Below are 20,578 nucleotides of genomic sequence, written 5' to 3' on the forward strand. Positions count from 1 at the left end.
ACACTGAGGTTGGTTCGACCTTTAGAGCTTAGGTAAACTTGTTCCATTAGGAATATTGACTAAGAAGCCATCCACTTCTATAAGTGGTGGTAGTTCACTAAATGGGTATTGTTATCTTTTAAAAAGTTTATATGGAACTCAACATATTGAAATGATTTGGAAAACTATTGCCGGTTCATTTAGTGAAAGTAGAAAATTAGAATATACATTAGATAGAAGAGCTCTCGAAATGGATGCAGATTCATTTGCTGCAACATTGGGCATAGATAATATTATTGTTCTTTATCAGGAAAGACAAAATCAAAGGTTCTATTTTGCTCTACTAGAGAGCCCATTTCAGATTTTTCAACTATGGACATTCGCTGTTCATAATATTTTTATGTTGTTTGAATTGTTTTGTCCATCTTTTTATGAAAGAACATCTTTTTATTTGCCAAATGAGGCAAGGGAAATTCTGAATTTATCGTCTGCCAGAAGAACAATAGGTGCAATGATAGATAATGGGGATTTTAAATGTAGTTTTAGTGAAAAGAATAAGATTGTTGATCATTTTTATGGAGGAATTGCTCAAGCGGAGAATTTTTTTAATAATACGTTTGGAACTAATTATGATTTTATTAGAAATGGAATTAATAATTCTATATTTAATGATTATGCATGCGAGGTATTAGAACATTGGAATAAAAATTTAAGACATAAACTAAAGAAATATTCTAGGGCTATTTTATATAATCCAGATAGTATGGATTAATAAGGGTTAATGTAGCAAATGGAATGAAAGAATAAATTATTTTAATGATTTAAAGTACAAATAAAATTATATCTATTAAAGGTTGAATATAGAATTTTTATGAAGTTTATAATAGTGTTTAGAACTATAAAAATTGCTAATAAAATTAGAAAAAATTAAATAAATTAGTTGTAGAATTTCATAAAAATTAGATAAAATTTACTAAGTTAGCTACTATATCCTAGATTTACATTATTTACATGCTAGTTAGGCTAACAATGAGTAGTTGTAAAAATCAGAACTTAATTATTGTTAAAAATATCATAGATACATAGTTACTTACAATTATAATCATAAATAGGGGGATTGGGCTTGGGATATTATAATGATTTTTTGAGCGTATTGCCTAAGTTAAAGGTTATTGCTAATCAGGCTGAAAATGTAGTTTTAGAAAACGATGAATCATTAGAAGTCTATAATCCATTCAATTATGGTATTGAATGTTATTTAAAGTATTTAGAGCAGAAATTTTCACAGTGTTGGCCATGCCGTATAGTGATAGGCCTTAATCCAGGTTTAGATGGAGCTGTTCAGACATGTGTTCCTTTCACGGATGTTTATAGTTGCAAAAATAGGTTAGGAATTGATCCAACAGCATATATGAAAAAATATAAAAATGTAGTTCCTGAAAAATATATTTATAGATCGGCAGAACCAAGTGCTAATATTTTTTATGAAGCTCTGGAAGAAGAAAATTACTTGGCCGATTTTTTATCAACGATGTTGCTTCTTAACGCGTTTCCAATAGGAATGAGTAAAGAAACAGTAATAAAGAAAGTTGGTGGATTCTTTGCTAAAAATGTAACTCCCAATGATTTTAAAGGTGATTTTAGTAAAAAAATGAATGATTTATCTGAAGATTATTTAAGGGTAGTGCTAAATGGATTGTATGTATGTAATATAGTAGCGTTGGGAAGATATCCTTCTGATAGATTGAAGAAGTTAGGCATAAAACATAATTACCTAATACATCCATCACCTATAGCATTAAGAACACAAAAAATAAGCAGGGAAAAATGGAAACAAGATATTATTACATTAATTCGCTAAGTACGTCAACCTAGAGTTTAGAGATGTCTTAATGTGATAACATTATCTAGAAATTTTATATGTATCGTTTTACTATCTATTACTCATAAAATTGGATATGTTGTACCTATTCTCATCAGGCTAATAATAGGTAGTTGGTGGAACAAAGGATATCTTATAATTTTAATAATTTTATATGAAAAGTGTTGCTGAAGTAAATTATATTGCAGGTTTGGAAGAATAACATCTTTTTACTTTATGATGAATAATGAATTTAATACGAATTATTAAATAAGATTGTTTTTTTGAAAATTGAATAGTACGATGTATCACGTAAATATAAGTTTAATTATTATTACTATGTGTTAAGGGGGTTAAGTAATGATGTGGGACGTATTTATATCGCATGCAAGTGAAGATAAAGATAAATTGGTTAGGCCATTAGCTAAACAGTTAAAAGAAATATATAAAGTAAATGTATGGTATGATGAATTTACACTAGAATATGGAGACTCATTATTAGATTCGATTGAACGAGGATTACAAAATTCACGATTTGGAGTTGTTATATTTAGCCCAAATTTTCTAAAAAAAGTTTGGACTGATCATGAATTTAAGAGTTTAAAGACTAAAGAGATGTTGCTAAATAAAAAGGTCATTATTCCTGTTTGGTATGATGTAAATAAAGATGAAATAGCTAAGTATAGTTTAACACTCGCTGATAAAGTAGCTTTAACAGTTGATAATAATTTTAACATTAATGAAATAGCTATAAAAATAATAAAAATAATCAGACCTGATATTTATTACAATATTAGTCGTATGCAAATCTATGGTAAATTATTGAAATCATCCAATAAGGTTTGGTTGTCAATAGACGAGATGAAAAATATACCCAAACCTCCTATAAGACATGAAAATATATCTACTTTTATAAAGTCAAGGTTAAAACTTGTTTATAATGCAATTAAGGATGTAGATGGTAGAAGTTATAAAGAATATGAAGAAGATTTTAGAAGAAATACAAATATAGATAGGGAAATAATAATTACAGAGTTAATAACTGCTGCTTATGTAGACTATATTAATTTAAAAAAATTTACTTCAGACGAAAAATTATATATATACATTATAACGGTTGCTTTAGGGGAAGTAGAAAATTTAGAGATACCTTTAGATGAAAATGTTATAGATGAATGTGCAAAGGTAACTAAAGAATATCTTAAAGGTGTAGATGATGCTAATATTACTATGGAATTTAAATTTAAATAATTTATTCAATTTATTAGTATTTTAAAACATTATATTATTCAAAGAGAATTTTATGGTGCTTTTATGTTCGCAATGCAATATATGATCCAACTTTTATAGATTTAAAGAGGTAGACTTTTTTTAAAAATTATGACTTAGATGTATGTGAGTAATAGGACTAAAAACGCCTATTAATTACTTTTCATTATAGATATAATTTGGTAGATTATATCTATAATGGTAAATGGAGAAAATACATTAGTGAAGATTTTTAATAAAGTTTATTAGAAATGAATTAAAGCAATGTAATCTATAAAGTATATACAACAGATATTAAATTTTAATTAAAATTAAGAGATATTGTAGACAAAGTGAATAATAAGAAGGGGATGGTGTCATATGAGTTATGTTTATAATGAATTATGGTGGTTGCCGGAAAAAGAAGAAACTAAAGTATAAAATTACTCAAATATATGGAGAAAGTGTTCAATATATTTTTGTAAATAAGACTGATGAAATAGCAAAATCATCAACTTGTTGTGTAATAACTATATAAATTAACCTGTTGTGCTAGTTAAATCACTAGCAAGATTTACAAATAGAAAATCTCCAGCATGATGTGTTAACCTATCATTGAAAAGCACAACCAATTCAATGAAGGAGGAAACATATATGCTAGAGATTTATAACAATGATTCTATCACAATTATAGAAGATTTAAAAGATTTTATAACTGTCATATTTGTTATAGTTGATGATATTTACCAAGAAGTAACTCCAACATATATTAAAAATCGAAGAAACAGTAATCATTCAATAATGACTGACAGTGAAATAATTACAGTTTCATTAGCTGGTAAGCTTATGTCAATTGATTCAGAGAATGCTTGGGTTGGATATTGTAAAAAAAATTTAAAAGAGTTATTTCCAAGCTTCTGCAGCCGAACTAGGTTCAATAGAACCCGAAAGTCATTATATAAAATAATAGAATTAATAAGACATAATCTCACAAAACTTGTCAGATGTAATTACGATTTTTTTAGAATCGTAGATAGTATGCCTATATATGCTTGTAAATTTGGCAGAGCAAGATTTCATAAAACATATAGAAGCTATGCAGCCTACGGCAAGTGTGCTTCTAAAAAAGAAACTTTTTATGGATTTAAGCTACATTCCTTAATTACCTTTGATGGTTATATAACAGATTTTACATTAACATCAGCAAATATTGATGATAGAGAAGCATTATGGGATTTAACAAATAATATAAACTGTATAACCGTACTCGGTGATAAAGGATATATAGGTGATGATATTTGTTCAGATTTAAGTAAAGAGCGTAATATCAATCTTATATCCATGAAAAGAAACAATAGTAAATCACAATTACCCAAGCAATTAAGGCAGCAAATATTTAAGAGAAGAAGATTGATTGAAACAGTTAACTCTCAGCTCTCAGAGCAATTAAATATAGCCAGAGTACTTGCAAAATCACGTTTAGGACTTTTAGCAAGACTCGAAACAAAAATATTAGCTCATAATATATGCTGTTTTATAAATAAAGTTTTAAGAAAAAGCGCAGATATATTAAAAATAAAACAATTGATATTTGGATAATATATCCACAAAAGTTAAGCTTAATTTTTATAGGCATGCTATGCATTATTTCAATGGAACAATAAACCTTAATGTGTATTTAAAGGAATTATGCTAATATAGCACAACGGGTTAAATTAAATAAAAATGAATTTTTGAAGGCTTGTAATTGGCGTGTATCTCTCTGTACCAATTATAGATATAAATCAGGATATGTCGAAAATATTATTTATGTCTATGAAACTGAAAGATAGGAAAATACTTGATGAAGGCAAATGTTACTGATAAGCTTAGGAAATATTTTCAATTTATTTTGCCATTAGCAGATTGTTTATTCAAGTAACCATTCTACAGAAAATGTGTGATAATAAAAAGATGGGAGGAGTTATATTATGAAATTAAAAAAACAATTTGAAGATTTTTATAAAGAGATCACAATCGACACAGAGGTTGAAGAACTTATAGAAAAAAGAGAAACTTTGAAGAATGATTTTAAAAGCAATTTTCCATCGGAATGTAAAAAACATGATATTGAAGTAAAAAAGAGTGATATTGAAATATTTGATCAGGGAAGCTATAAGTTGCATACTACAATTAAAAACAACCATGGTGGAAGTATTGATAGAGATGTTGCAGTTGTGTTTCCGCTTGATATTGATCAAAATAGTGATCCAAGAAAAGTTAAAGGATATGGTAGAGATGCGATAAATTTATGGAATAGATCTGTTACTATTAAAGAACCATGTTTAAATGTATCTTATGTTGAAAATGGAACTGAATGGATGCACATAGATCTACCATTGTATGCAAAGCATAATGAAAATATATATCTTGCCAGAGGTAGGGAATTTGCAACTGAAGGAAATTATTCATGGGAACCGGCAGATCCTAAAGGATTAAACGAATATCTATTGGATAAGATCAATGGTAATAGTCAACTAAGAAGAATTATTCGCTATATTAAAAAGTGGAAGCTAGAAAAATATTATAATTCAACGTTGGATCACGAAGTGCCACCAAGTATAGGACTTACTCTTCTTGCGTGTGATAGCTTTGATGCAAGTGCAAGCTCCGAAGGAGATGATGACTTATCATCTTTACAAAAAACAATTCAAGGTATTATTAACAAATTTTCTTTAACACGTGAAAACGGAGTACTTGTAAAAGCAGATATTTCAAGATATTTACCTGTGACACCATGGACAGATGTTTTTAAAAAGATGAAAGACAGCAGTGATGCATATGGAGTTAAATTTTACGATAGATTAAATACAGCATTGCAAAATTTAACCGATGCATGTAATGAAGAATCTGAACATGATGCAGGTGTAAGTGTACAAAAAGTTTTTGGCGATGAATTTAAAGTGCCAGAAAAGCAAGTAGATGTATCGACCTCATCAAATGCATCTAGTAAAAGGGAGCATAATTTTGGTAGAGAATCAAATTATTAAAAAGATACTAGCTACATACGATGAATTACAAATTTTACGTGAAGAAGATGATATTGTATTTTTTAGACTTAAAGATAAGGAATATGGTATTTGGTATTCAAAAGAAGAGGAAAAGACTAATATACCATTTATCTTGGTAAAAGATGATAGTCAATATGATTATCCTCATATAATGCAATTTGAAATTCCAATAGATGAAGGTAAGCAGAAATATCGATCAGTATGTCTTCATGAATCAGGAGATACAATTAATTATTTAATGTCATACGAAGAAAAAATAATTGATACAATAGACCGTCTCATCCAACTGGTATCTTTATCACCATTAGAGATAGAGGAAGAATTTCAAAAAGAATTTTTATATTGCTGGAATGAACAAACAAAAGATGATATCATTGTGAGATTATATATTGCCTCGGATAGAGTATTTCAAAATATGAATGTTTATCAAAATAAAGATGGGATGTTAAGAGCCGTAACTAATGGAATTAACCTGAATAATAAGGATAAGTGGGACTTTGTATACAATATATGTGCATTCTATATTCCAATTACAGATAATAGAAGAATATTGCCACCTGTAAAAGATAAGCCTTGGGAAATAGATGATATCTTGAAAATTATTAAAGGAAGAGATGTAGCACGAATAAGTCATGAAACATATAAATCTATAAAAAAAGTAAAAGTTAAATCTAATAGAGCTTTAATTGTATTTGAAATGATGGTTTTAAATCATGGAATCAACTTTTGCTGCCTGGTATATTTTAAAAATTCCAAAACAGAAACACTTATGGATAAATTGGAAAATTCGATTCAAAAAATTGAACCGATAAAAACAAGGCGTTGTGACTATTTCTTCTTAAATAAACAAATTGGGAATGATACATCAATTGTTGACAAGAATATTGCCATAGTTGGAGTTGGATCACTTGGAAGTTATTTATCAACAGAATTAGTAAAATCAGGGATTAAAAACTTGACTATATATGATGATGATACAGTAGAAGAAGAAAATATTATGCGTCATAGAGCAAAACTTTTTTGGAGTGATATTAGTAAAGCTATGGCTATGAAATTTGAGCTAGAATCAATGCATCCTGAAATTATTATAAATCCAAAAAAAGAATCCATTACTCAAGAAATTCTAAAAAAAGATATGAGTGATTTTGATATGATAATTTTTACAGTGGGAAGTAGTGATGTCCAACTTATGGCTAATACTGTTTTTAAAGAGATTAATTATGATAAGCCAGTAATATATTCTTGGCTTGAAGCAGGAGGAACAAATAGCCATATTTTAAAAGTTGACTATTCCAAGAAAGGATGTTTTGAATGTTTATATACCAATGAAGAAGGTAATCTAGTAAATAATAAGGCAAATAAATTGCCCGATGAATTAGTAACACAAAACACTATTAGAAATGGCTGCGGGGCTACAAGAGTTGCTTATGGTACTGAAATTCTATTAAGAACGACATGTGTTATATTAGATACGGTTAAAAGAATCTTTAGAGGTGAATTTGAAGATAGCTGTTTAATAGATATAGAGCCTACTTCTGTGATCAATCTAGGAAATACTTTTAAAGAGGGGAAGTGTCAATGTTGTGGCGATAGAGATAGCTAATAGATGTATAAAAATGAAACTTCCAAATGGCAAAGTAGTGGATGTATTACCAGAAGTATTTCAGGGAATAAGCAAATGGATTCAAAATGATGATTATGTACCTGAAGGTGGAGGTTTTATCTTAGGATACAAGCATAAAGGAACCTGTAACATTTCTTTGGAATATGTAACGTATCCTCATCCATTAGATATTTGTGGTAGAGTTTACTTTAAAATAAGAGATCCAATTCATGAGCTATTGTTATTAAAGGCACGAGCTAGAAAAAGTTTTTATATGGGAGTGTGGCATACTCATCCACAAGCTATTCCCCATCCATCGCAAGTAGATTGGGATGATTGGAATGATACTTTGGTAAAGGATAAAATTGCTAGTGAATATGTATTTTTCTTTATAGCTGGTACAGAAGGTATTAGGGTATGGGTTGGTAATTTTAAAACAAAACATATTACTGAAATATTTGAGCTTGAGAAAGATGGTGATTTGTATAAAAAAGTTTAAATATAAATTGAAATAGGGAGATATTATAAGTTCTTTAGTAAACATTGGAGTAATTGCTATTAAATATAAAGATAATCTTTATGGCTTTATACAAAATTGATGGTTTCAGAAGTTTATTGGCATTCCTTTGGTATTATGATAAAAAAGGATATTATTTTATCATTAATAATATCTGCATAATAGAGAACATACAATAAAGCTGCTATGGCTCGATTACATAGATGTAAATATTTTAATTTTTGTACTGCTATGGTTATTAAAAATAATGTTAAAAGAAAATTATTTATATTGGATATTTTTCATTATGGGAAATGAGTTTTTATTTATGATGAAAAGAAATATGGAATACTTATTGGATGGGAAAGTTTGGGGAAAGTTATGAAAGACAATGAATAGTGGAGTTTGGTATCATTTAGTAATAGGAATTCAAGAAGTAGGCATATAGGGATATAATATGTATATAAAAGCTATAAAGAAGATAGGTAGTATTGAATGGAAAAGGATTGAATAGAAACATGAAACATTTTATTGAAAAGTTAAAAGAAAGTATACGTTCAATTTTAGAAGTGTGTGTATTAATCAGCGCATTCTTTATTCCTCCAATTTTCAATGCCTCAAAATGGATAGGGATGTGCTTTGCAAAGAATAATTTAAATTTTGATAATATTAAATATTATTTTTTGCTATGTGTAGGCAATTGGGGTACTGGATTTGCACTAATGATTATTGTACTGTTTAAATTTAGAGCGTTTAATAAAGAAAAATTATTCAATACCAAGAATGTTTATCATGATTATTGCTATACATGGTACTGGTTTTGTGCGAAAATATTAGGGTATAAAAAATGTAATATGAAACTGGTTCCTATATTTATGCAATTTAAGTTAGCGTTGAATGATACGTTTGAAAAATATTATGTAGGAACGGAAGATGATTATCTAATAAAGGAAAAGGAGCAAATTGATATTAAAAAACTTAATTGCAATCCAGTTTCAGATGAAATTAATTTGGTTTTAGTAGATACATATCCTATATTGGAAAATCAATTACCGGAAAACAAAAAGAGTTTATCAACTATTGTGATAAGTCGTAATAAAAATGATTTTAATAGGTACTTTAGCCAAGCATTTATTACAAAAATTGTCAATGAAGTTAGAAAGCTACCTAGCAATGTGAATTATATTAATATCTATGCGACAACAAATCCAAAACATACATTTAAAATTGTAAGAAATGCTTTCAAATTGGCAGAACGAGGAAACATAAATAAATTAATAGTCTTTCAGCAGAAAAAAGATGGTGCAAGAAAATTTAGTAGCAAAGGTATGGTTATATATAATAATAGAGTGTAATGTGTTAGAAAAATAGATAGGAGAGTTACTTGTTTCTTGTTTTTGAAATTTATTGAGAAAGTATAACAAAAAATTCTATTTATATGTCTTACAGTATAGTTCGCAATTTTACTATTTTTATTTTTCGATTATATAGGATTATAGTCTTCAATGAAATTGTGCATTTTCGGGATTTACCTAAAATCGTGGCAATGTTGCTGCCAATAATGGTACACCATTTGTATGTATGTGATAAAGACAATGAGGAATTACATCGGCATATAACATTTAGAGATTGTTTAAGACAACATAAAGAAGGTAGAGATAGTTATAATAAAGAAAGAGATGGCTTTGAAATATCTAGAAGATATAGATTCGTATATTGAAGGAAAGTAGCCTGTAATTTTAGATATCTATGAGAAATGCAGTTTATGCAAATGAAATCCTAGAGTAGTATCTTGGATTTTTTTACTTTTTTCTACAAATTATGAAGGATAATATAATTTTATGTAGAATTATTTTATTTAGAGCTAATAGAAAATAGCCCATTATTTCTATAATGCAAAGGTTAAAAATGATTTATTATAGCAATTAGGCGAAGTTCAAGATAATAACTAAATGTAAAACAATGGAAGGATATTATGTAATGGATAGAAATTACAATTCAGTTTTAATAGGCAATGGACTTGATATTCAAGTAGGTGGAGATGATTATTTAAACAAGTGGATAATTGTCCGCCTACTGGCAAAAGCAAAAATGGGAAAATATAATATGTTGTTTCAGGATAGTCAAGATAGAAAACCTTTAATAACAGGTGATGAAATCATTGAATTATTTAGTAATATGATAGAAATTGCAAACAAAGCTCGAAAAAATGAGTGTAAAGATTTAGCCGAGACTTATGGAGATAAAGATTTAATAGATGCTTTAAAAGATTTTGGGCAAAATTATACTTGTGAAATAAGAAGTATTGAAGAAATAGGAATGGAAGATTGGTTACTGATACTTTTACTATCTCTAATTAAACAGGAAGATATATTAGACCAGTATGAATCAATTAAACAGGGATTTGAAAGAATGATTTTTGATGCAATTTATTGTAAAGGGAGCATTCAAAAATTACATTGTAAAATGAACAAATTATCTAAAATATACTTTAGCAATTTTGATAATATATTTACACTCAATTATGATAACACAATTGAAAAATTAACAAATCGTACTGTATTTCATTTGCATGGAGATTTTAAAACAAAAAATCATTCAGAAAATCCACAAAATGCATATGGGTATTTAAGAGTACAAAAAGGACAGAATATATGGTTTCCACCACAATTTAAACATTGTAATTGCTCTGCAATACTTGATTTTAGCGGTAATCGTAAATATAATTATGCAACAAATATGACAAAAGCATTCTTAGAGTTTGAAAATCTTAAAGAAAAGGTCAAAAAGAATGAAGTTGAACTAAAAAACATACTTGAGAAATTACCAACTGAGCAACGTGAACTTGTTAATATTGGTATTGAGAAGAATCTTTATTGTGGTTACAACTATCATTTTCAAGATTTTGAACAAATGACTGGGACATTGACAATAATAGGATTAGCTCCTCAAAATGATAGTCATATTTTTTCGTGTATTAATAAAAGCAATATTAATAGTGTGGTATTCTATCACTATTTTGGTGCTAAAAATGATGACGAGATTGAAGCGGAAATAAAAACAATGTCTCTACCTATAAATAAGCCTTATGTAATTGAGAATGTTAAAGTAATTTGGGATGAAATCGGGGTGTTTAGACCTAATAAAAAAAACTATGGTTTATCGGAAACACAGTTGAAACTACTTAATGCCTTATGTCCTCAAAAGCCTATTGCAATAAATGATATTTTATGGCAGTTGAATTCTATACCAACATTTACAAGAAGAGCAATCTTAGAAATGATGACTTTTGAAATATCAAAAAGTAAATACCATACTACTCCTAAAACCGGAAAAGAATTTTTCAAAAGATTTATTGAGTTTGGAAAAACTCTTGAAGTTGCTGCTATAAGTCCTCAATCACTTTATTATATATACATAACAGGGTTACAATCAAATAATAAAGTGAGACATAGCAAGAATAAAAAAAGAAAGCGTAAAAAATAATGTTAGTAAAGCAAAACATCATTACTTACTGTAACTTCTCATTATGTTTAAATTGCCAATTAATAGAGAGAAATTTATTAAGTAAGAAAATCAGATACAAATTATAGTAGCGATGAGAAGAATATAATATTAATTAGTTGCTATTAGATAGAGGAGATTATATGAAAAAAATAAAACAATACCCATTTGAAAATAAACAAGATTTTATAGTTGCCTTTTATTTAATGGCAGAACATTCTGGAAGATATATTTTGCTTATGAAAAGTGTACTTCAAGACATGGAAACAGCACTTATAGGTAGAATCAAGCAAACTTTGGTTAAAATAATGATTGATAGTAATTCATTAATCGAAGGCGATGATAGTAAGCTTATTTCAGAACTCGGAAAAAAAGAAAATGAATGGCTATTGCTTGAGTCAAGTAATAGATTGAAAATAAAGTATAATAAATTCAAGAGTTTCGAAGAAAGGTTGGCATTCAATGCAAGTGTGTTGCTAAACGACTTTGGAGATTTATCTGAAGGTATTTCATATTATAAATTAAGAAAAACCTATTCAAGGTTAGAAGGTAAATTAGAATTACCTCAACTTAGTAACTATGATAAGATCATGCAGATGCTTGAAAAATGCAATAGATGGAGAAATTATAATCACCATTTTATAGAGCCCAAGCTAATAGCTTGGAGGGAGTACAGAGAAAAACAATTACATAATGATTCTACCTATTGTTGGCCAACAATAGACATAGAAATTGTAAGAGATTCTTTTATGAATACCTTAACTGTGCTCAAAACACATAAACTTTATTATAATCAATTTTCACTATTCAATTGTCTATATTATGCATTAAGATCGGATTACTCAATGTTGATTGGTGAAAGAAATGTAGCTGATATTAAGTTTAAGAAAATCGATTCTATTGAAGATAGATCGGCATTTGATATTTCTGAGTTAGGTGGTGACTTAGATTCAAAATAATATCTTATGTTTGTTTAGCGCTCGGTTTTATGTTTCTTATTACAACAGTAACAAAGGATTTTACGTCATTTCTCAATATTCTTATAACATAATGCAGACAAATTCCAATTTAATGTTGAGTATTACAAATTAGTAATTTGTAAATATAACAACAGTTAGAAGAACAAGTAAGAGGGGACTGTTTGATTAGGGTGATTTTTGAGTTATACCTAAAGTGAATGATGATTTAATTCGATTAATTAAAGAAAAGATATGTATTTTAGTGGTGTGCGGTTGATTTAAGCATTAAGCTGAAAGTAAGGTGGAATAATTTGATATGGATGAAAAAAGAAAGATTTTAAGTTATTGGTATAACCTAGAGTTTTTTTCACCGTTCTGGCCGGAAAAAACAAGAAATACACTATATATTAATAAGCCAAGCAATAGATTACCATGGATTATAAAAGATGATCCTAGATATATTTATGATATCTATTTGGGTAAGATCAAGTCACAAGATTTAATTGAGGACATGTTAAGTTCTATCGGTGAAAAAGATGAAGCTATAGAAAAAGATAATTCTCAATCATGTATTTGTGCATTTAAATTAAGAGCAGATGGAACCTACGTTAATGATTCTTTTTCGATTTCTACTTTCGTATGGGCAGTTGCAAAAATAATTGCAGAGAAAAATCTTAGAACAGATTTTCACACGTTAGAAATTAATAAATTAAATAGTGAAATAAATGATACTATACTATCTATAAATAATAAAATTGAATATGAAGATTTGGAAAAGATATATACGGGTGTTATTGAAAAAATATCACTTAAACAAAACAATAGTATCTTTAATGCTATCATAAATAAAAAGTATGCTAAAAAAGAAAATGGCAAAAGTAAAGTAAAAGGGAAAAAACAAAACGGACAGGAAGATGTAGGGGGTGACATAGACACTAGTACTGACATGTTATCAAGTTTTTATGTTTCAGATATTGATATGATTAGGCAAAAAATTCAAAACGAAGACAGCATTGTCAAATACATTGAAGCGTTAAAGATGCCAATTACTGATCGGGTGGAAATAGATAATAATGTTTCTCAAATGAACATCTGGCTATCACCAGACAAGTATCCATTAGGCAAATGGCCGTCAATTTATAGTCCTAGTCTGATGCAGCAAATTGCAATCAATATGGGAATATCAGATGAAGAACAACCTGGCAATATTTTTTCAATAAATGGACCTCCGGGGACAGGAAAAACTACTCTCTTGAAAGAAATAATAGCTTCATATGTTGTAGAAAGAGCAATATTGCTAAGTGATTATCAAAACCCAGATGATGCTTTTGAACAATGCCAATTTGATTCTCCCGAAAATGAATACTTAAAGTACTATTATCAGCCAGCTTCTAAGCTAAATAAGTATGGGATTATTGTGGCATCTAATAATAATGCGGCAGTCGAAAATATATCCAAAGAGTTTCCTATTGCAAAAGATGTAAAAAAGAGCAATACAAAATTGTTTAATATGGATGAAAATAGAGAAACCTATTTCTCTGATATTGCCAATACGCTTATGGGTAATGATGAAGAATGTTGGGGGTTGATTTCTGCATGTCTTGGTAAGAAATCTAATATTAATAAATTGAAGCAGGCTCTTTGGTTCAATAAAAATGGTATTAATTTACAGCAGTTATATAAGGAAGAATTGCCCGACTGGGAGCAAGCCAAGTATATATTTAAGAACAAGTATCAAGAAGTATTGAAATACCGCATTGCTAATAAAGGAAGCCATTGATAACACAAATAGACATAAGCTGGTTACTCAGGAATATGAAAATGCAAAAAATGAGATGAATATTGCAAAAAATGAGATGACTGAGCAGCAAGATTTGTTTAATCAGGCAGTAAAGGAACAGGAAAGTTTAAAATATCAAATTGAGGTATTAGAAAAAAACACAATGCTTCTTAATAGTAGACTCAGTCTGCTTAAAAGACTATTTTCTTTCATTTTCAGGAAAGATCCTCTTGTCCTGCAACTTATTCAGGAAAGATCCTCTTGTCCTGCAACTTAAACATACGAAAGAGGAGATGGATGCTGTCATAATTAAACTCACAGAGCATAATGTACGAATAAGCCATTTACAGATGTTAATTAATACTATGACAGTTAACTATGAAAAGGCACATAGACATTTTGAAGATAAGGAAAAAGCTTTTTTAAACAGCTGTGCGCAAATACAAAGATATAAAGAACAATTTGGTAAGAACTTTGCTAATGAAGAGTTCTGGATAGAGATACAAAAAAATGAAAGCTCTCAAATAGCATCTCCCTGGACGAATAAAGATTATGATACGCTTAGAGAAGAATTGTTTTACTATGGATTAATGCTACATAAAGCATTTATTTTAAATTCAAAAAGTGTAAAGCAAAATATGAACTGCCTTGTTAATATGTGGAATGGTAGCTTTTATGAGAAGGATAAGATAGTTGGTTATACACATCTCATAAATACCCTATTTCTGATTGTACCGGTAATATCAACCACTTTTGCTTCAGTTTCTACATTTTTAAAATATGTAGATAAAAATGGATTGGGCACTTTGATAATTGATGAAGCAGGACAGGCTACTCCATATTCTGCATTGGGTGCTTTATGGCGGACTTGCAAGGCTATTGTTGTTGGAGATCCATTACAGGTAGAACCGGTTGTGACCGTACCTAAAGAGCTTTCAAAAAAATTTGCTGAAGAATTTGAAATTGAAGCTTCATATAGGGTAGAGGAGCTTTCTGTTCAAATGTTAGCTGACAGCATTAATCCGTATGGAGGATATCGTGAGTATTCCTATGGAAAGATGTGGCTTGGATGTCCACTAGTAATACATAGAAGATGCTTAGACCCTATGTTTTCAATTTCCAACGAAATAGCGTACAATAACAGAATGTTCAAAAAATCAGTAAACCCCGAAGCAAATGTATTACTTTTATTGAACAAATCTATATGGATAGATATAAAAGGAAAAGAAAATGGTGATAGAGATCACTTTGTACCAGCACAAGGGGACAAGGCTATTGAAATGGTACTCAGTGCCTTTGAATTGCAAAATGGATTTCCAAATCTTTATATTATCAGTCCGTTTAAGACTGTTGCAAATAATATAAAGAGTTTACTAAAAAAAGCACTGAACAAGCATTATCCTAATTATGATCAAAATGATATTGGTGATTGGGTAGATAAGTCTTGTGGAACTGTACATACATTTCAGGGAAAAGAAGCAAATGAAGTAATAATCATTCTTGGTTGCGATGAAAAAAGCGGTGAAGGTGCTGCACAATGGGCAGGAAAAAAGCCCAATATACTTAATGTTGCTATGACAAGGGCGAAGTATCGGGTAGCAGTCATTGGTGATAGCAGTCTATGGAAAAAAATCCCTAACTTTGATTTTGCATATAAGATAATGGAGAATTAATAAAATAATATAAAACTCCATATTTAATAGAATACACCAATAATGATAATTAAAAAGGATAAAAAATATAAAATTGAAAGGGAGAAGTATTTTTGATATTTGATATTACTACTTCTGATTTAGCCTATAAATGGTTACAAGAAACTTTGGACATTTCAGGTAAAAATGTAATAAAAGACTATATTATCAAATGTAATAATGATTTGGATTGCTTTATTGATAGGCATTTAAATACGATCAAAGCAATTGATATGAATAGCATTGAATTTGTTGTTTTTCATGTTACTTCAAATTCAAATCAGTGCATTGAAATAAAACAACATGGAATAAAAAATTTGCAAAAAGTATTAGCAGAAACTAGCCAACTTAATTTATTTTTAGATAATTTAGGATTTAAATTCGATATTCAGAATAAGAAAATGATTTACAAAGGTAAAATATATAATATTGATTATGAAAGCTATAAGAACAAAAAAGAAACATTGACTTTTCAAGAAGAAAAATTAAAAGATATAGCACGAAAAATATATTTTGATCACCAGGTTAATGGTTTTTTCTTTAGTAAAGACATATTCAAATATGGAACGGAAATTGATAAACGGCCTGAATTTTTGCTTACACTATCGGCATTTAATTCATCTTTAGACTATCTTGGCAATAGCTGGAGTGAAATTGGAAAAGGTTATGTTGTTAAATATAAAGCCAAGTTAAGCCAATTTGAGTACTATACTTTTTATAATGATATTCATGATTATTTGAATGATTCGCAAACGGAATGGATGCAACTAAAAAAATGGATGTTTTCATATGCTATTGATTGTAATTTTTCAAATCTTTATTCTGATATATACGCATATATGAAGCCCGTGATGGATATCCTTCCGGAGCAGATCATAGAATGTATTCCGGTTGAAGAATGGAGATGAATTTTATGCTATTAAATACAGTAAACTTCATAAAATTAATATAGTCACTTGCGAATATCTTTTCTACTGATGAAAGGGATATTATTAGTTTTTTCCAACAATATGTAATATGGATTATTAATGAAAGTTATGATGAATACACTATTGATTATCTTGATTTAGAATTAATAAAGAAGTTTTTTAAATGTAGCGAAGTACAGTGTATTGATAAAATAATTGTAAATCACATTGCACCAAGAGAAAATAAAGAACTTTTGATGTCCGAAGATATTATGACACTGTCTAAAGCATTAACTACTAATACGGCATTATCAAGGTATTTAAAAGAGAAGAAGTTTGAATTTATATTTGTAGATAATCAGATTATTGCTAGAAGGAATGGTGGTGTTATAGATTGGAGTAAATTGAAGGAATCAAATTTATTCATGAGATTCGGTGGCCCAAAGAGTCTTAATGATTTCAATGTTAATGGATATCTTTTTGTCGCAGACTTTATTTTAGAGCGTTGTAAGGGATGGTTAGGTTCACCAGAAATATTGAAGAGTATTGCAAATGCCTATGAAGAGATTAGTATAGCAGACGACTATGCTGAGAGATGTGAAAATTATTTAGTATCATTCAGAGTACCACTAGAGTTAGTCGACATTGAATCCACAGACAAGTTCATTAATAAGCAGCAAAAGAGTGATTTATTGGTTAAGTATAGTATAAATGCTATGGCATATTATTTAAAAGCTGGTAAGTACAAAAATGATTTTTACAATCCAGTTATTATGCTTAAAAGAGACTATAATGTGCCTCATATAGATATTATAAAAGTAAGAAATCTTGAAATTGATTATACAAAAGTTAAGGTAATTGATGATTAAAAAATAATGTAATGAATTATATATAAAAAAGGCTTTTGTGTTCTGCAGTTTTTAATGAAGTTGTAAAGTAGAAATGGAATGCCAATTGTCATGTAAACTATGATGGAAGTCAAAGATAAGTTAGTAAAGGTGGGAGCAAAAAGCGTAAGAATTATATTTATAGTTAATTTTTTATAAAAATGACCTAATACCAAGAGGAGTATCAGGTTCAACAGGCGTGTTTTTTATACAATCAAGGCGTGTGGAGATATAGTTTCTGGCAACAAAGAAAACATACGTAAAAATTCTTCATTTTAGGTATTTTTACAAACATATTGTGTTTATAAAAATGGTGATAGAATCAAAAGTAAAAAATTATATTAATATTTCAGTGGTAGTTGATATAGAGTGTAGGAACATAAAAAAGATTAAAAATATAGGATGTGTGATTGATTGAATGGCAAAAAATAATAAAGAGAAAAAAATGATAAAAGTAGTATACTTTGATGAACAATCTGCGAGTGATTACATTGATATTGTTAACGGAGGTCATTTGGATTGGAGTACAGAAAAAGATAAAGAAAAATTAGCAAAAATAATTGCAGAGATAGATGCTGAAATAGGTGGTGGGTTTAACTTTTTATCTTGGGTAAAAGCATCTATTAGTGGAAAAACAAATAGCTCATATGACCATGAGACTAAAACTGCAATTGGAACAAAAATTACTAATACATTGCTTACAGATTACCTTGTTATTGCTAACGCTGATAAAAATATAAAGAAATTTACTGATGTTGCATATGCACCAGATAATTCGATTTCTCTTTATAAGATGTACAGCCCTTATTCTATAATTGTTCCTAAAGAAGAAGCACCAATTGACCTTGAGAAGTTGAATGAAGCTCTTGAGAGCGCAAGAGGATACTATGAGATGTTATTGAGTAGTGAAAATAGTCCTAAAACTGTTTTAAGACTTAATAATAGAGCTTTTAGAAACAATTATAATTTATCGGATTTAACAAAGATGAAACTTGTATATTATGGTATTTGTGTAGGTGTATGCGATATTTCAAAACTAGATATGTCCAAAGAATTTGACTTTTCGAAAAAAACACCTACTGCTGAAGAAATAGTATCAGGAAATGATGATATTAGCAATTCAGGATTAAAAGTATATGATATTGTTTTAGCGGGTGTTGAAAGATGAATGATGTTGTAATTTTTTATGGTTCAAATATAGCTTTCCAGAAAATAATTCCAAGTACCGAATGTAGAAATTTAACAGATTTAATAATGGAAATTGATACAGATAGCAGGAGTTTCATATTAGAAATACCAGATAAGCAATTACCAGATAGGAAGAAGGTAAAAGTAAAAAATTTTGTTATAGAATCAAGTGAGTATTCAGGAGTAAAAGAACATGTAATTTTAAATTTTGCTAATTTCTTGGGGAAATTGGATATAGAAAATTTATACATTCAGAATCCACCTATTTCCATTAGCTCACAAATAGAGAAAATATATCCTCAAACGAAAATAGTAAAGCAAGAGTATAATACAATCAAAAAAGATGATTTAGTTAATCTATATAATTCGTATGAAAGAAAAATTAAAGGTCAGAAAAAAGTCTTAGATGGTTTAATACAAGCGCTATATCCATTAACTAATTCTAATAGAAGTAAGCCAGTTGTGATTCTATTTTATGGCGATACAGGATTGGGAAAAACAGAGACGGCTCATGCAATTAGTAGTGTAATTGGAGAGAAGTTATTTAGAAAACAGTTTTCTATGTTTCAAAATAATCAATTTGCTACATATCTATTTGGTGGAGCCTATTATGAAAAAAGTTTTGCAAAAGAATTATTAGAGAGAGAATCAAATGTGATTCTTTTAGATGAATTTGACAAAGCATATTCAGTTTTTCATAGTGCCTTTTATCAGTTATTTGATGAAGGTATATACGAAGACCAAAATTATAAATTAGAATTAAAGAAATCTATAATAATATGTACATCAAATTATAAATCACTTGATGATATAAAAAATAAGCTTGGTAATGCAATCTTTTCAAGATTTGATTCAGTAATAAAATTTGAAGATTTATCAATTAGTGCAAAGGTTGAAATAGCGACAGAAATGTTTAATACTAAATATGATTCTTATGATTCGACTGAACAACAAATAATTGAAGATTATTCAATTAAAGAAAAACTAATTGCAGCGTGCACATCTTGTAATAATGCTCGTGAGATTTCTCATCTAATTGATAATACTTTTTCTTTAATTTTATTTCGTAATTTGATAAAAAATAAAGACTTAGACAATTGGAAATCAAATATATATTAAATTAAGAGGTATTATTTAAAAAGTAATATCTCTTTTTTATTTCAATTTATTTTCATGCCACAGCATATTGCAGTGCCATTTTTTTATATCTACTAAAACACAAGGGAGGATTTTATATGAAACAGCATTGTATTCGTTTACCACCATTTTAATTGTAGAGAACAGTTAGTATAATGTTTCCTTATTCTGCTTACCTGCTATTTACCTTTTTGACCGGGCTTTGTCAAGGGTGCGAAGCACATAAGCTTGCCCTTGATAAAGAACGGGCAGAAAGGTATGCTTCATCCAGCAGAATAAGGAGACAA

The 20,578-nt window shown here is 28.8% G+C and carries 16 protein-coding genes and 1 pseudogene; all 17 read left to right on the forward strand.

From position 1 onward, the window contains the following. The first annotated feature begins 55 nt into the window (after positions 1–55). The gene (locus LN736_RS13915) at positions 56–751 is read left to right on the forward strand and encodes a hypothetical protein (RefSeq protein WP_229981754.1); all 696 of its coding nucleotides are present in this window, start codon (positions 56–58) and stop codon (positions 749–751) included. 351 nt (positions 752–1,102) lie between these two features. Continuing rightward, positions 1,103–1,840 (forward strand): uracil-DNA glycosylase family protein, encoded by a 738-nt coding sequence (locus tag LN736_RS13920; RefSeq protein ID WP_229981755.1) that lies wholly within the window; start codon positions 1,103–1,105, stop codon positions 1,838–1,840. Positions 1,841–2,200: 360 nt separating this feature from the next. Next, on the forward strand, positions 2,201–3,091 hold the full coding sequence (locus LN736_RS13925; protein WP_229981756.1) for a toll/interleukin-1 receptor domain-containing protein: 891 nt from the start codon (positions 2,201–2,203) through the stop codon (positions 3,089–3,091). Positions 3,092–3,742: 651 nt separating this feature from the next. Beyond that, the gene (locus LN736_RS13930; RefSeq protein ID WP_229981757.1) at positions 3,743–4,687 is read left to right on the forward strand and encodes an IS982 family transposase; all 945 of its coding nucleotides are present in this window, start codon (positions 3,743–3,745) and stop codon (positions 4,685–4,687) included. Positions 4,688–5,058: 371 nt separating this feature from the next. Further along, positions 5,059–6,117: a cyclic GMP-AMP synthase DncV-like nucleotidyltransferase gene (locus tag LN736_RS13935; protein WP_229981758.1), complete on the forward strand. Its 1,059-nt coding sequence runs from the start codon at positions 5,059–5,061 to the stop codon at positions 6,115–6,117. Then, positions 6,095–7,741, forward strand: coding sequence for a ThiF family adenylyltransferase (locus LN736_RS13940; RefSeq protein WP_229981759.1), 1,647 nt, complete (start codon positions 6,095–6,097; stop codon positions 7,739–7,741). Before LN736_RS13935 ends, LN736_RS13940 begins: the two co-directional genes overlap by 23 nt. A gap of 13 nt (positions 7,742–7,754) precedes the next feature. After that, a complete protein-coding gene (locus LN736_RS13945) occupies positions 7,755–8,240 on the forward strand; it encodes a Mov34/MPN/PAD-1 family protein (RefSeq protein ID WP_229981760.1) in 486 nt (161 codons plus the stop codon). Positions 8,241–8,728: 488 nt separating this feature from the next. Further along, a complete protein-coding gene (locus LN736_RS13950; protein WP_229981761.1) occupies positions 8,729–9,592 on the forward strand; it encodes a hypothetical protein in 864 nt (287 codons plus the stop codon). A 203-nt stretch (positions 9,593–9,795) separates the two neighbouring features. After that, positions 9,796–9,967 (forward strand): annotated as a pseudogene (locus LN736_RS13955) (GrpB family protein); the annotation flags it as partial. A 250-nt stretch (positions 9,968–10,217) separates the two neighbouring features. Next, complete coding sequence (locus tag LN736_RS13960; protein ID WP_229981762.1) at positions 10,218–11,723, forward strand: bacteriophage abortive infection AbiH family protein; 1,506 nt, start codon at positions 10,218–10,220, stop codon at positions 11,721–11,723. A gap of 161 nt (positions 11,724–11,884) precedes the next feature. Then, a complete protein-coding gene (locus LN736_RS13965) occupies positions 11,885–12,700 on the forward strand; it encodes a hypothetical protein (RefSeq protein WP_229981763.1) in 816 nt (271 codons plus the stop codon). Between the two features lie 316 nt (positions 12,701–13,016). Next, positions 13,017–14,480 (forward strand): AAA domain-containing protein, encoded by a 1,464-nt coding sequence (locus LN736_RS13970; protein ID WP_229981764.1) that lies wholly within the window; start codon positions 13,017–13,019, stop codon positions 14,478–14,480. Positions 14,481–14,710: 230 nt separating this feature from the next. Continuing rightward, positions 14,711–16,153, forward strand: a complete 1,443-nt coding sequence (locus LN736_RS13975) for a DEAD/DEAH box helicase (protein ID WP_229981765.1) — start codon at positions 14,711–14,713, stop codon at positions 16,151–16,153. A gap of 92 nt (positions 16,154–16,245) precedes the next feature. Next, positions 16,246–17,079, forward strand: coding sequence for a hypothetical protein (locus tag LN736_RS13980; protein ID WP_229981766.1), 834 nt, complete (start codon positions 16,246–16,248; stop codon positions 17,077–17,079). A gap of 257 nt (positions 17,080–17,336) precedes the next feature. Next, entirely contained in the window at positions 17,337–17,948 is a 612-nt protein-coding gene (locus LN736_RS13985) for a hypothetical protein (RefSeq protein ID WP_229981767.1), read from the forward strand. Positions 17,949–18,384: 436 nt separating this feature from the next. Then, complete coding sequence (locus tag LN736_RS13990) at positions 18,385–19,134, forward strand: DUF6414 family protein (protein ID WP_229981768.1); 750 nt, start codon at positions 18,385–18,387, stop codon at positions 19,132–19,134. Beyond that, entirely contained in the window at positions 19,131–20,273 is a 1,143-nt protein-coding gene (locus tag LN736_RS13995; RefSeq protein WP_229981769.1) for an AAA family ATPase, read from the forward strand. Before LN736_RS13990 ends, LN736_RS13995 begins: the two co-directional genes overlap by 4 nt. The last annotated feature ends 305 nt before the right edge of the window (positions 20,274–20,578 follow it).

This window comes from Clostridium aromativorans, assembly GCF_020908015.1.
In the GTDB taxonomy this organism is placed as follows: Bacteria; Bacillota; Clostridia; order Clostridiales; family Clostridiaceae; genus Clostridium_B; species Clostridium_B aromativorans.

Bases quoted from the DNA above. Each gene is read 5' to 3' on its own strand.
- LN736_RS13945 (WP_229981760.1), top strand. From the start codon at position 7,755: ATGAAACTTCCAAATGGCAAAGTAGTGGATGTATTACCAGAAGTATTT.
- LN736_RS13925 (WP_229981756.1), top strand. From the start codon at position 2,201: ATGATGTGGGACGTATTTATATCGCATGCAAGTGAAGATAAAGATAAA.
- LN736_RS13965 (WP_229981763.1), top strand. From the start codon at position 11,885: ATGAAAAAAATAAAACAATACCCATTTGAAAATAAACAAGATTTTATA.
- LN736_RS13960 (WP_229981762.1), top strand. From the start codon at position 10,218: ATGGATAGAAATTACAATTCAGTTTTAATAGGCAATGGACTTGATATT.
- LN736_RS13985 (WP_229981767.1), top strand. From the start codon at position 17,337: ATGTCCGAAGATATTATGACACTGTCTAAAGCATTAACTACTAATACG.
- LN736_RS13970 (WP_229981764.1), top strand. From the start codon at position 13,017: ATGGATGAAAAAAGAAAGATTTTAAGTTATTGGTATAACCTAGAGTTT.
- LN736_RS13990 (WP_229981768.1), top strand. From the start codon at position 18,385: ATGGCAAAAAATAATAAAGAGAAAAAAATGATAAAAGTAGTATACTTT.
- LN736_RS13995 (WP_229981769.1), top strand. From the start codon at position 19,131: ATGAATGATGTTGTAATTTTTTATGGTTCAAATATAGCTTTCCAGAAA.
- LN736_RS13935 (WP_229981758.1), top strand. From the start codon at position 5,059: ATGAAATTAAAAAAACAATTTGAAGATTTTTATAAAGAGATCACAATC.
- LN736_RS13930 (WP_229981757.1), top strand. From the start codon at position 3,743: ATGCTAGAGATTTATAACAATGATTCTATCACAATTATAGAAGATTTA.